Origin of the sequence: Phreatobacter aquaticus (assembly GCF_005160265.1) — a bacterium.
GTDB classification, from domain to species: Bacteria; Pseudomonadota; Alphaproteobacteria; order Rhizobiales; family Phreatobacteraceae; genus Phreatobacter; species Phreatobacter aquaticus.
The window spans coordinates 3,106,807-3,120,164 of record NZ_CP039865.1 but is presented as its reverse complement, the minus strand read 5'-3'; the positions used below and the strand labels follow the sequence as shown (position 1 = coordinate 3,120,164).

The window sequence follows — 13,358 nt, the reverse complement described above, 5'->3', positions numbered from 1 at the left end:
GCGTCATGCGCTACAGATCAAATCGCTGGACACCTAGCGCAATGCCTTTGTCATTCTGATCAGCCAAGTCTTGGCCTTGCCGGTCAACAGCGGTTCGAGCAGTTTGCGGACCCGCATGTGGTAGCTGTCGATCCAGGCCCGCTCTGCCGGGGAAAGCATTGTGGCATCGATGGCCCTTCTGTCGATCGGGCAGAAGGTGATGGTTTCGAACTCGAGAAACCCAACCGCTTTCGCCTCGCGCACCACGAGAAGGTTCTCGATCCGGATACCGTGCGATCCCGTGACATAGAGCCCAGGCTCGTTCGACAGGATCATGCCGGCTTCGAGTGGCACCTGCGACAGGGGTGAGATTCGGCCGGGCCCCTCGTGGACGCCGAGATAGACCCCGACGCCATGGCCCGTGCCATGGTCGAAGTCGAGGCCGTGCTCCCACAGCGCGCGACGAGCGAAGCCATCGATGGCGATACCGCCGGTGCCCTTCGGAAAGCGCGCCGTCGCAACCGTGATATGGCCCTTCAAGACGAGAGTGAAGTGGCGCTTCAGCGCGCGCGAGACCTTGCCGACGGGAATGGTGCGCGTGATGTCGGTGGTGCCGTCGACATATTGCGCGCCGGAATCCAGCAGGAAGAACGTGCCGTTCTCGACAGGACGCGCTGTCGCTTCGCTCGAGCGATAATGAACGATCGCGCCGTTCGGGCCTGAGCCAGCAATGGAGGTGAAGCTTGCGCCCCGGTGCAGCGGATCAGCACCGCGGATCTCCTCGAGCTTGTCCATGACCGCGAGTTCGCTCTGGCCCAGCGCCTCATCATCGAACCAGGACAGGAAGCGCACCATCGCCGCGCCATCGCGGATATGGGCCTTGCGGGTGGACGCAAGTTCCACCGGGTTCTTGCGCGCCTTGGGCAAGACCGAAGGATCGGGTCCGCGAATGACGGTTGAGCCCGCTTCCACCAGGCGTTGCTCGACCCAGGCCGTGGCGGTCTCGGGCTCAATGGTGACGGTCTTGCCCGCGAGATCCTTCAGGCCAGCGGCGAAGGCCTCGATCGGGCGGATCGTCACGCCGTTGCCGAGATGCGCCGCGATATCGGCAGTGAGTTTCTTCGGATCGACGAACCAGGTGGCGTGACCATCGGCCGCCACGACCAGGAAGCTCTGGACCAGCGGCGTCGAGGGCGTGTCACCGCCACGGACGTTGAGTGTCCAGGCAATGGAATCGAGCTGGTTCAGCACCGTTGCCGCAGCTCCGCGCGCCGCGACCATTTCGCCGATCCGGACGCGCTTGTCGGCGCTCGCCTCACCGGCATATTTCAGCGGCTGCGTCCGCACCGCCGCAAAAGGATCGCCCGGCTGGTCGGTCCAGATCTCGTCGATCGGATTGGCGTCGAGCGCGACGAGCTCGGCGCCGGCTTTCGTCAGCGCCTCCCGCCAGCGCTCCGCCTCGACAAGCGAGGTGATCTTCGGATCGAAGCCGACCCGGTCGCCTTTCCTGACTTTGCCCGCGAGCCATTCGATCGCCGGGGGCTTCTTGAAGTGGCGGCATTCAATGACGGAGGCATCGGTCTCGGCCGGCGCCTGCAAGGTGTAGCGGCCATCGACGAAGAGAGCCGCTTCCTTCTGCAGCACGATGGCGAAGCCTGCCGAGCCGGAGAAGCCGGTCAGCCATTTCAGCCGTTCGGCACGGGTGACGATATACTCGCCCTGGTGCTCGTCGGTGCGCGGCACCAGCAGGGCGGCGAGCTTCTTCGTCTTCAGAATCCGCTGCAGCGCCGGGATGCGGCTGGCATCGCGGGCGAATGATGGCTCTGGCGCCGCCGCGACCAGGGCGGCAAGCTTCGCCCGTTCGGCCGGCGTGGCAGACGGCGCTGCCGCGCTCAGCCAATCGTCCGGGTTCTTCGACGAGGGGGTTGCCTTGACGCGGGCGGCGAGCGGACGAAGAGCTTCAAGATCGAGCGGCATTGCGGACCATTCCTGCCGCCTCGGTTCCCGCGATGCGTCCAAGGACGACAGCGGTAACGAGGCCATTGCCGGAAAGGTAACCCGAGGCATCGGGACCTGAAACCCCCACCGCCGCTCCCCCAGCCGCGAACAGATTGGGGATAGCGGAACCGTCGGGCTTCACGACACGCGCGCTCCGATCCACGGCAAGGCCGCCCTGGGTGTGGAACAGGGCGCCGGTGACGCGCACGGCTTGATACGGAGATTCAAGTTGAGGAAGGCCGGACCAGTCGCGACCTAAAGTATCGATTCCGCCATGCGACTTGAGGTTGGCGACGGATTCGAGTGTCTCCAGAATCACTTGGGGCTCGATCTTCAGGGCCTGCGCGAGCGCCTCCGGGCTCTCTGCCGTGATGACCGCGCCGGTTGCCTCGGCGCGGCGGAAGTCCTCGAACTGGCGCGCGATGCCGGCGATGCGGGCATCGAAAATGTCGAAGGCCACGCCGCCCGGCTGGCCGAGGACGGCAAGGGCCGCCTCCGAATAGCCCTGCGATTCGTTCCAGAAACGGCGACCCTCGGCATTCACCTGGAAGCCGCCTTCCATGATGACGGCCCAGGAGACGAGGATGCCGTGGGGATGGGCGACCGAGCCATGGCCCTGATGACCGCTCATGTGGCGGAGCTCGACGCCAAGTCCCCTTCCCCACAGGACGGCATCGCCCTGGTTGCCGGGATGGCCGAAATAGAGGGCGTCCTTGAGGTCGGGAATGTGCTCGGCGACGAGAGCCTTGTTGCCGCCATAGCCGTTGCAGGCGAGCACGATGGCAGTGGCGCCGATACGCTCGGCGGAGCCATCGGGACGGGTGATCTCAAGGCCGCGCAGATCGCCCGAGCCGGAGACGACCAAACCGGTGACATGGGCTTCCGTCATGATCGGGATATCAGCCCGCTCGACGGCGGCTCGCAGCCGGTCGATCAGTTCCGCGCCTGAGCGCGAGGCAAGCCCGTGCATGCGCCTGGCAGAATGGCCGGGATAGGAGAAGTCGGCGATCACGGTGAAGGCCAGGCCGTGGGCCTCGGCCAGCCAGTCGATGGCCGGACCGGCGCCTGCAGCGACCAGATCAAGCACGGTCTGATCGGCATCGCCATGGGCCTTGGCCTGGATGTCGCGGGCAAACAGCTCGGGGCTGTCGGCAATGCCGGCTTCTGCCTGCGCCTTCGTGCCGGGCGCCGGGATCAGGCCGGCGGAGAGCGAGGTGGAGCCTTGCGGCAGGGCATCGCGTTCGAAGACGACGACCTCGGCGCCCGCCTCGGTCGCGGCCAATGCAGCGCAAAGACCCGCCGCGCCGCCGCCGATGATCGCCACGGTAATGGTCGTCTCGAAGGCGCCGTCGTCGACGATGATGCGGGCCATGGTGCCCTCCTCAGCCGCCGATCTCGCGGATCAGCTCGGCGACCGTTGCGATCCGGGCCACGGGTTTCAGCCCTGCGATGGCCTCGGCATGGACCTGCGGGGTGAAGGCCGCGCAGCCGTCCTCGATGACGGTCACGTGGAAATCCCGGACATGGGCGTCGCGCACGGTGGAGGCAACGCCGCCATTGGTGACGATGCCCGTGACCAGAAGCTCCTCGATGCCGGCCTTCTTCAGCACCCATTCGAGCCTCGACATATAGAAAGCCGAGAACGCGACCTTCTCCACCTTGATATCGGCGGGCTGCAGGATGTCCACGAGGTCGTGACCCCAGCCGCCCGGCACGAAATCACCCTTCTTGAGGAAGGGCCGGAGCTTCTTCAGGTGCGGCGAGATGAAGGGTTCGCCGCCCTTGCCGGGCACCAGCGTGAAATGGGTCGATACGATCCAGCCGCCCTTGGTCCGGATCAGATCGGCCAGCGGCTTCACGCGCTCGGGGACTGCCGCGATCTCGGGCGAGGCCTGGTTCGCCCGACCATAGGCGCCGTCCTTGTGCAGGAAGTCGTTCTGCAGGTCGCAGATCAGCAAGGCTGTGCGGGCGATGTCCATCAGGCGCGCTCCAGGATCAGATTGCCGAGCGCATCGACACGGGCGCGCTGGCCAGGTGGCACGACGGTCGTCGCATCGGGCTGTTCGAGGATGGCTGGGCCTTCCACCACGGCGCCGACCGGCAGGTCGAGACGCGACCAGATCGAGGTGTCGCGCCAGCCGCCGAACCAGACGCGGCGGGAGCCGGTGCGGGCAAGCTCGAGCGAGGCCGACGCGTCAGGGGCCAGCGCGGTCAGGTCGATCTTCGGGCGGCGCCCGATGGCGGCGGTGCGCAGATTGACGATGCGCACGCCGAGACCGGGCAGAAGCCGGGAGAAGGCGCGCGAATAGGCCGCCTCAAAAGCTTGGCGGACGATCGCCTCCGTGACCCCGGTGGTGCCGCTCTCAAGCGTGACCGGCAGTGGAACGCCGACCGTGTGGGTCTGGCCGAGATAGTGCATGTCGAGTTCGAACACGACATCGATCCGGGAGATGGCGAGGCCGGCTGCAGCGACGACGGAACGCGCTGCCTCGCCTTCGGCCGCCATCCGGCGATCGAGGGCGACGGCATCCAGACCATCGAGCATGACGTTCAGGGTCTGCACCTGGTCATGCCGGATATCGGCGATGACGCAACCCATGGCGGAGGTCACGCCCGGAAAACGCGGGACCAAGGCCGCTTTCAGCCCGATATCCGCGATCAGCGCGCCGGCATGGAGGGCGCCGCCGCCGCCGAACGGCACCAGCGCGAATTTCGAGGGATCGTGTCCGCGCTCGATGGAGACGAGGCGGATTGCGCCAGCCATGCGTGCATCGGCGATGCGGACGATCGCCTCGGCCGCGGCATGGGTCTCAAGCCCCAGCGGCTCGCCGACATGACGGCGGATGGCGTCCGCTGCCGCCTCCACATCGAGACGCTTCAGCTTGCCGCCGATCGGACGCTCGGCATTGATCCGGCCGAGCACGATATTGGCATCCGTCAGCGTCGGGCGGTCATTGCCGCCGCCATAGGCGACGGGACCCGGCCGAGAGCCGGCGCTTTCCGGCCCGACCTCAAGGAGGCCGCCCTTGTCGACATGGGCGATCGACCCGCCGCCGGCACCGATCGTGGTGATCTCGATCATTGGGTTGCGGATGACCATGCCGAAATCGATCGTGGTCTGGGCCGCCAGCGCCGCCTCGCCGCCAGCGATCAGCGAAACGTCGAAGGAGGTGCCGCCGAGATCCCCGGTGATCACGTCGGGATAGCCCGCGGCCCCTGCGATCGCCGCAGCCGCGATGACGCCCGCCGCGGGTCCCGACAGCGCGGTGCGCACCGGCAACCGCCGCGCCGTGGCCGTGGACATGACGCCGCCATTCGACTGGACGATGTGGAACGGGCCGGTGAAGGCCTCGCCCTGCAGCGCGTCGCCAAGCTTGGCGAGATAGGAGCCGACCACCGGCTGGAGATAGGCATTGAGCGCGGTGGTGGAGGCGCGCTCGAACTCGCGGATCTCCGGCAGGATCTCCGAGGAGACCGAGACATGTTCGTTCGGCCAGACGCGGCGGGCGGCCTCGGCTGCGGCCCGCTCATTGGCGGGATTGGCGTAGGCATTGACGAAGATGATGGCGAGCGCCACCGCGCCCTTGTCGATCAGCACGCGGACGGCAGCCTCGACGTCGGCCGGATCGACGGCCTGGCGGATGGTACCATCGGCCAGCGTCCGCTCGTCCACTTCCAGACGCAGGTCGCGGTCGGCGACGGGGGTGAAGTCGCCCCACAGGCCCCAGGTGTTGCGGCGGTCACGGCGGCGCATTTCCAGAACGTCGCGGAAGCCGGTGGTGGTGATGACGCCGATCCGCGCGCCCTTGCGCTCCAAAAGCGCATTGGTGCCAACCGTCGTGCCGTGGACGATGGAGCCGAGATCGGACAGCGCGCCGAAGGTCTTCAGCCCTTCGAGAAAGCCGACGGCCTCGTCGCCACGGTTGGAGGGGACCTTGGCTGTGCGGAAGGTACCGGCAGCCTCGTCCATGAAGAAGAGATCGGTGAAGGTGCCGCCGACATCGACGCCAACCAGGCGGGAGCGCGCCTCGCTCATGACGGCTCTCCCGTGCTCACGCCATAGTCGCTCTCAAGGCTCGGCGCCGTCACATAGCCCAACACAACATCGCGAGCGATGGCGGCTGGATCCCGCTCGGCAGGGTCACCAAAGCCGCCGCCACCGGGCGTTTCCAAGCGGACGCGATAGCCCTGGCCAAGTTTCACCCCGGTGATCTTGGAAGCCATGGGGGGCTCGTGTGTGCCGGTGGCATCTGTCCAGGTGAAGCGGTTGAGGGCAGCGCTACCACCGCCATTCACACCGAATGGGGCGAAGCGTCCGCGCTCGCCGAGCAGGAACACCTCGGCGCCCCGCTCGTCGAGAACCTCGACCTCGTAGATGGCACCAAGCCCGCCGCGATGCTTGCCGGCGCCGGCGGAATCCGGACGCAGGGCCCATTGGGTGAACATGACGGGATAGGCGGCTTCGAGAATTTCCACGGGCGGTATGGTCGCAGTCGAGATGGGGTTGTTGGCGTGGTTCAGGCCATCCGATTCCGGATTGCCGCCGAGACCGCCGCCGAAGAACGAGAACATGACCCAGCGCGTGCCATTGGCGCGGTGGCCGGCGATGGAGAGCGCGTTGATCGTGCCGAAGGGGCCGCCGGTCGCGCGCTCAGGCACAGCCTCGGCAAGAGCTCCGAACACCACGCCGATCAGCCTGAGGATGGTCTCGGTATAGCCGGCCATCGGCTTCGGCGCCTTGGCACCCAGCAGCGTCGTGTCGGGAATGATGAAGCTGATGGGACGGAGGCAGCCGGCATTGGCCGGAACCTCGGTGAAGACGTGCTTCAGCGCGACATAGCAGGCGGCGATCGTGGTCGGCAGCGAGATGTTGATCGGCCCCTGGCAGGGCGGCGAGGAGCGCGAGAAGTCGAGCTCCATCCGGTCGCCGGCGATCGTCAGGTCGAGGGCAACTGTCAGCGGCTGGTCGACTATGCCGTCATTGTCGAGATAGTCCTCGAAGGAATAGCGGCCGTCCGGCAGCGCCGCGATCGCGTCGCGCATCAGGGCTTCGGCGCGATCGGAGAAGGCAGCGAAGGCCTGGTCAACGATAGCGTCGCCATAGTCCTGCAGCAGCGCGCCGAGGCGCTTCTCGCCGAGATCCAGCGCATTCAGCTGGCCGTTGAGGTCGCCCCAGTTGGAATTGGGCAGGCGCGAATTGGCGGCCAGGATATCGAGAATATCCTGGCGCAACTCGCCGGCCGCGACGAGCTTGACCACCGGGATCAGCACGCCCTCCTGGAAGCTCTCGGTCGCCACCGGATTGTAGCCGCCGGGCACATTGCCGCCGATGTCGAGCCAGTGACCGGCAGACGCCAGCCAGCAGAACAGCTTTCCATCCCGGAAGATCGGCCGAACCAGCCGGAAATCGTTCAGATGGGTGCCGCCGGCATATTGGTCGTTGAAGATGAAGGTGTCGCCGGGCTTGGCGCCGCCTGACGCCTTCACCTTCTCGATCACCGCCTTGACCGCAAAGGACATGGCACCGACGAAGATCGGCAGGCCCTTGGTGCCCTGCACCAGCGTGTCACCGGTCTCGCGGTGATAGAGGCCGTGGCAGGCGTCGCGCGCTTCCGCGATGATCGGATTGAAGGCCGAGCGATAGAGCGTCGCGTCCATCTCGTCGGCGATCTGCTCCAGCCGCCCCTTCAGGACGGCCAGGGTGACAGGATCGAGCATGCTCACGCCCCGCCCCCTGCGGGATCATAGCGTTGGCCGGCTTCCAGGAGGGCATTGGTGCCGACGATGTCGGCCAACTCGTCGAAGGAATACATGTCCTCGCGCATGCGATCGGACGTGCCGTCCTGCATCAGCGTGTCGTAGAAGGTGCGCGCGCTTTTCGCCATGGCGCGCACAACGCCGGCCGAGAACACCACGAGATTGAAGCCCATGGCCTCCAGGTCCTTGACCGGCGTCATCGGCGTGCGACCGCCTTCCACCATGTTGGCCATCAGCGGCACGCGGTTGCCGAGCGCCTTGGGCACCGCTTCCAGTTCTTCGCGCGTGCGCGGTGCCTCGACAAAGATGATGTCGGCGCCCGCCTCGATATAGCGATGCGCCCGCTCGAAAGCGCGCTCAAATCCTTCGACAGCGCCGGCATCGGTGCGCCCGATCACCATCATGCCGTTCATGCGGGCATCGACCGCCGCCTTGATCTTGCCGACCATCTCCTCGGTCGCCACGACATCCTTGCCGCGCAGATGGCCGCAGCGCTTCGGGAAGGTCTGGTCCTCGATCTGGATCGCGGCGGCGCCCGCGCGCTCGAAGAAGCGCATGGTCCGCTGGACCGTGATGGCATTGCCGAAGCCGGTATCGCCGTCGACGATCAGCGGCACGTCCACCTTGTCGGCGATGCGCGCGATGACCTCACTCACCTCCGTCATCGTCGTCAGGCCGACATCGGCCATGCCGAGCCTCGAATAGGCGATGCCGGCTCCCGTGAGATAGAGCGCCTCGAACCCGGCATTGACCGCAATCGTCGCCGTCAGCGGATCGATGACGCCGGGCGCGACCAGAACAGGGCTTCTCGCGAGCCGGGCGCGCAGAACGGCGGCAGGGTTATGCATGGGAATCCCCAGATGTAGACGTCAGTGCAAGCAGGCGGTGCGGATCGGTATCGCGGTCGAGGCCCTCGACCGCCGCGATCAGGCGGCGGGCCTTGGTCTCGCCCCAGACGGGGCCGGTGATGTCGACGAATTTCGCGACGATGTCGGCGTCCGAATAGGGATCTTCCGTGTCGCCCTTGTTGGTCATGGCCACGGCGGTCAGCACGCGGCCATCGGCAAGCCGCAGGGTCACGCGCGCCGGGCGCTTGGCCGGCAGAAGGGCGGTAAAGGCCGGGTCCTCGGTCACCTCGACGCGGCTTGCCAGCGCCCGGATCACCCGGTTGGCGCGTGCCGCATCGCGGAAGGCCGCGATCGACGCACTGCCGTTCACCACGGTGGTGGCCAGCGCGAAGGGCAGCGAGAACTTAGCTGCCAGCATGGATTTCGGCTCGGGATCGTCGAGCTGGGCCGCCCAGACATAGGTCTCGACATCGATGCCGAGGACATTGAGCGGATCGATGCGGCCACCGGCCGCGGCCGTGATCTCGGCGAGCGCATCGAGTGCCGCATGGGTGTAGCGGCAGGCGGCATGGCGCTTGAAGTAGTTGCGGGCGATCTCGTAGCGGATGCCCAGGTCCTCGACCATCGCATCGGGCTGGAAATCGGTCGCGGCGACCGTGCCATAGACGGTCGCGATGCCGTCGCGCTCGCCGGTGAGACCGGCGGCGACCATTTCCCAGGCGAGGAACCCCAGCTTGTTGGAGAGGCCGGCGAAGCTGTTGCGGACGGTTGCGCCTTCCAGCATGGTCTTCCGGCTGGTGGTGAGACCGAGGGAGGAGGCGACGTTGATGACCTCCGCCATGGCGCTTGCGTCGGCCTCGCCCAAGCGGGCGATCGCCACGGCCGCTCCCACGGTCCCCCAGGTGCCATGGGGATGCATGGTGACCACCAGCTTCGAGGCAATGCCGATCCGGGCGCCGATCTCGTAACCGAGCACCACCGCCGTGATCAGTTCCTCGCCCGATGCGCCGAGCCTTGCCGCCGCGATCAGGGCGGCCGGCACGACATGGATGCCGGGATGGCCGCGGGCATATTGGTTGCCCTCGTCGATCTCCAGCATGGTGCCGGCAATACCGCCCATGAAGGCGGCATTCGAGGGCGACAGGCGCCGGTTCGCGCCGATGACCTGCGACGGGCCGGCGCCGTCGAGCGCTTCCAGCCGCACCAGCAGCGAGCGCATTTCCGGCTCCTGCATACCGGCAGCCATCGCCCCGATGCAGTCGAAGATGACCTGCTTGGTGCGGGCAACGACCTCGGCCGGGAGTTCGTGGAAGCTCAGATTGGCGGCAAACTCCGCCCATTGGGCAAGCCAGGCGGAGCGCGGCTCGGCTGCAAGCTCGGAAGCTGTCTTCACACCGGCAGTGACGATGGCCATGGCCTCACATCCCCAGATAAGCGCGGCGAAGATCCGGCGCGGCGGCAAGCTCGCTCGCCTGTCCGTGCAGGGCGAAGATGCCATTCTCCAGGATAAAGGCCCGGGAGGCGACATCGAGCGACTGCATGACGTTCTGCTCGACCAGCATGATCGCGAGCCCGTCGGCATTCAGGCGACGGATCAGCTGGAACATCTCCTCGACCAGAAGCGGCGACAGGCCGAGCGAGGGCTCGTCGAGGATCAGAAGCCGGGGTTCGCCCATCAGGCCGCGGCCGATGGCGAGCATCTGCTGTTCGCCGCCCGACAGCGTGCCGGCCGACTGGCGGTCGCGCTCCCTCAGCCGCGGGAAGGTCTCGAAGACCCGCTCGAGATTGGCCGCGCGATTGCCGCGCGCCCGGCGATAGGAGCCGAGCACGAGGTTCTCGCGCACGGTCATGTTCGGGAAGATCTTGCGCCCCTCGGGCACATGGATCAGCCCGAGATCGACGATGGCCTGTGGCGATGCCCCGGTGATGACCTCACCCGCGAACCGGACCTGCCCGGCTCCCGCTGGCACGATGCCCGACAGGACCTTGTTCAAGGTCGTCTTGCCGACGCCGTTGGAGCCGAGGACAGCGACGATCTCGCCGGGCTCGACCGTCATGGTCAGTCCGCGCAGGATCTCGGTGCCGCCATAGCCGGCCACCAGCCCCTCGACCGACAGCAGCGGACTGGTGTCAGCCATGGGCCGCCCTTCCCGCCAGACGTTCGGCCGCACCATGGCCGAGATAGGCCTCGACCACCTTCGGATCGCCGACGATGGCCGAAGGCGCGCCCGACGCGATGGTCTGCCCATTGGCGATGACATGGACATGTTCGCAGAGGCTCATCACCGCCTGCATGACATGTTCGATCATCAGGATGGTGACGCCCGACGCGCGGATCGCCTGAACGACCGGGATGATGTCGCGGATCTCGGAGGGATTGAGGCCGGCGAGCACCTCGTCGAGCAGCAGGAGACGCGGCTCGGTGGCCAGCGCACGGGCGAGTTCCAGCCGCTTGCGGCCGGCAACCGTCAGGGACGACGCCGGCTGGCCGAGACTGCCGAGACCGACGAGATCGGCAACGGCTTCGGCGCGGGCGAGCGCCTCGCGGCGGCCGGGATGGCGCAGATAGGCGCCGACCGCGACATTCTCGATCACCGAGAGCCCGGCAAAGGGCTGGACGATCTGGAACGTTCGGGCGATGCCGGCCGCCGCCAGAACCTCTGGCGCAGTGCCCGTGATGTCGCGCCCGTCGAACAGGATCCGGCCCGAGGTCGGCCGTTCGAAGCCGGAGATCATCGTGAACAGCGTGGTCTTGCCAGCGCCGTTCGGGCCGATCAGACCGCTGATCGAGCCGGGCGCTACCCGCATCGTCACGTCGCTGACAGCCAGAAGACCGCCGAACCGCTTGCTGACCGCTTCAACCGACAGCATCAGCGCCCTCCCCGCGTCAGGCGCGCGACAAGGCCCATCACACCCTGCGGTGCAAAGGCGATGGCCGCGACCAGCAGCACGCCATAGAGGATGAGGTCGATGCCGGGAATGGCCGAGCCGAAGGCCGCGTGGATGCCGGTCTTGGCCAGTTCGCCGAGGCCGAGCAGCGTGGCGGTTCCGACCAGCGGGCCGAAGACAGTGCCAATGCCGCCGATGATCGGGGCGAGCAGTGCCTCGACCGAAATCCATGATCCGAAGGCGATGTTGGCGTCGATATAGAGGAATTTCTGGGTGTAGAGCGCGCCCGACGCCGCGGTGATGGCCGCCGACAGGGCGATCGCCTTGAGCTTGACGGCGAGGGTATCGACGCCGAGCGAGCGGGCGGCATCCTCGTTCTCGCGTACCGCCACCAGATAGGCGCCGAAGCGCGAGCGCTCGATCAGGCGGTTGAGCACAAGCACCGCGACCACCATGACCAGGGCCAGATAGAAGAAGGTCTCGCGGGCGGCGAACTGGAAGTTGGCGGGCCGCACATCCAGCGGCAGCAGCGTTCCCGCAGCGCCGCCGGTGAACGGCGCGGCATTGGCGAGGATGCGGAACACTTCGGCGAAGGCCAGCGTCACCAGGGCGAAGTAGGAGCCGCGGAGCCGGGCCCGGAAGGCGAGATAGCCGATGCCAAGGCCGACGAGACTGCCGAGCGTCACGGCCAGCGGCAGCGCCACCCAGGGATTGACGCCGAGACGGGCCTGCAGCACCGCCTGGCCATAGGCGCCCATGCCGAAGAAGGCGGCGTGGCCGAAGGAGAACTGGCCACCATAGCCGCCCGCGATGTTCCACCCTTGAGCCGCGAGCGACAGGATCAGGATGGTGATGGCAAGGTTCAGCAGCGTGCCTGTGCTGCCCGCAAGCGTGAGCCCGGTCGGCAGCAGGGCCAGCGCCAGCGCAACCACCGCAATCGGCAGGAAGTCGGAAAGACCAGAGCGTCCGGCGGTCATGCCCTGGCTCCGAACAGGCCGGTCGGCCGGACCAGCAGAACCAGGATGAAGATCAGGAATATGCCAATCTGCCCAAGGCTTTCGCCGAGATAGAGGCCGCAGAGGCTTTCCACCACGCCGATGATCAGCCCGCCCAACAACGCGCCGGGGATCGAGCCCATGCCGCCCAGCACGACCACGGTGAAGGCGACCAGGACGAAGGCATTGCCGACCCGCGGATTGACGTAGAACGAGGGCATGAGCAGGCAGGCGGCGATGGCGAGCGTGGCAGCACCCAGCCCGAAGGTGACGGCATAGACGTGGTTGACGTCGATGCCGACCAGGGCCGCGCCGAGCTTCTCCTTGGCGACCGCGCGGATCGCCTTGCCCGTATCGGTCAGCGCCAGGATCGCCCAGAGGCCGCCCGCCACCAGCACCGCCACGCCGAACCCGACGACGCGCGGCAGCGACAAGAGCGCGACACCGATGTCCAGAACCGAGAAGGAGTAGTCCAGCGTCAGCGAGCGGGTGTCGGAGCGGAAGATGGCCAGAAGGCCGTTCTCCAGCACGATCGACAACCCCAGGGTCACCAGCAGGATCGAACTGTCGTCATTGCGGCTGGCCGGACCGATGACGAGGCGCTGGAGGAGATAGCCCACCAGAAAAAAAAGTGGCGCGAGGACCGGAATCGCGAGGTACGGATCCAGTCCGAAGCCCAGATGGACCATCAACACCGCAAACATGGCGAGAGTGAGCATGGCGCCATGGGCGAAGTTGATGATGTGCAAAACGCCGTAAACCAGCGTCAAGCCCAGCGCGACCAGCGCATAGACTGCGCCGGTGAGGAGGCCGTTGAGCACGGCCTCCAGCACGATCTGAGGCGGATAGGATCGGAACACGAGAGAGGTCTCTCTCCGGCTTGCGGTCGGGG

At 66.9% G+C, this 13,358-nt stretch carries 11 protein-coding genes; all 11 read right to left on the bottom strand.

Annotation, left to right across the window (positions count from 1 at the left end; genetic code table 11):
* Positions 1-33: 33 nt before the first annotated feature.
* Genes E8L99_RS14595 through E8L99_RS14545 form a run of 11 tightly spaced genes read right to left on the bottom strand, consistent with a single transcriptional unit; the run spans position 34 to position 13,326 of the window.
* On the bottom strand, positions 34-1,956 hold the full coding sequence (locus E8L99_RS14595; protein ID WP_168201688.1) for an aminopeptidase P family protein: 1,923 nt from the start codon (positions 1,954-1,956) through the stop codon (positions 34-36).
* A complete protein-coding gene (locus E8L99_RS14590) occupies positions 1,940-3,349 on the bottom strand; it encodes an FAD-dependent oxidoreductase (RefSeq protein WP_137100225.1) in 1,410 nt (469 codons plus the stop codon). The genes E8L99_RS14595 and E8L99_RS14590 overlap by 17 nt, the downstream gene beginning before the upstream one ends.
* Positions 3,350-3,359: 10 nt before the next feature.
* A complete protein-coding gene (locus E8L99_RS14585) occupies positions 3,360-3,956 on the bottom strand; it encodes a cysteine hydrolase (protein ID WP_137100224.1) in 597 nt (198 codons plus the stop codon).
* Complete coding sequence (locus E8L99_RS14580; protein WP_137100223.1) at positions 3,956-6,013, bottom strand: hydantoinase/oxoprolinase family protein; 2,058 nt, start codon at positions 6,011-6,013, stop codon at positions 3,956-3,958. Before E8L99_RS14580 ends, E8L99_RS14585 begins: the two co-directional genes overlap by 1 nt.
* Positions 6,010-7,701 (bottom strand): hydantoinase B/oxoprolinase family protein, encoded by a 1,692-nt coding sequence (locus E8L99_RS14575; protein ID WP_137100222.1) that lies wholly within the window; start codon positions 7,699-7,701, stop codon positions 6,010-6,012. The genes E8L99_RS14580 and E8L99_RS14575 overlap by 4 nt, the downstream gene beginning before the upstream one ends.
* Positions 7,698-8,582: an isocitrate lyase/PEP mutase family protein gene (locus E8L99_RS14570; protein WP_137100221.1), complete on the bottom strand. Its 885-nt coding sequence runs from the start codon at positions 8,580-8,582 to the stop codon at positions 7,698-7,700. Before E8L99_RS14570 ends, E8L99_RS14575 begins: the two co-directional genes overlap by 4 nt.
* A complete protein-coding gene (locus tag E8L99_RS14565) occupies positions 8,575-9,996 on the bottom strand; it encodes an MmgE/PrpD family protein (protein WP_137100220.1) in 1,422 nt (473 codons plus the stop codon). The genes E8L99_RS14570 and E8L99_RS14565 overlap by 8 nt, the downstream gene beginning before the upstream one ends.
* Before the next feature lie 4 nt (positions 9,997-10,000).
* A complete protein-coding gene (locus tag E8L99_RS14560; protein WP_137102133.1) occupies positions 10,001-10,702 on the bottom strand; it encodes an ABC transporter ATP-binding protein in 702 nt (233 codons plus the stop codon).
* A 10-nt stretch (positions 10,703-10,712) separates the two neighbouring features.
* A complete protein-coding gene (locus E8L99_RS14555) occupies positions 10,713-11,453 on the bottom strand; it encodes an ABC transporter ATP-binding protein (RefSeq protein WP_137100219.1) in 741 nt (246 codons plus the stop codon).
* A complete protein-coding gene (locus E8L99_RS14550) occupies positions 11,453-12,448 on the bottom strand; it encodes a branched-chain amino acid ABC transporter permease (RefSeq protein WP_137100218.1) in 996 nt (331 codons plus the stop codon). Before E8L99_RS14550 ends, E8L99_RS14555 begins: the two co-directional genes overlap by 1 nt.
* Positions 12,445-13,326, bottom strand: a complete 882-nt coding sequence (locus E8L99_RS14545; protein WP_215907002.1) for a branched-chain amino acid ABC transporter permease — start codon at positions 13,324-13,326, stop codon at positions 12,445-12,447. Before E8L99_RS14545 ends, E8L99_RS14550 begins: the two co-directional genes overlap by 4 nt.
* Between the last annotated feature and the right edge of the window lie 32 nt (positions 13,327-13,358).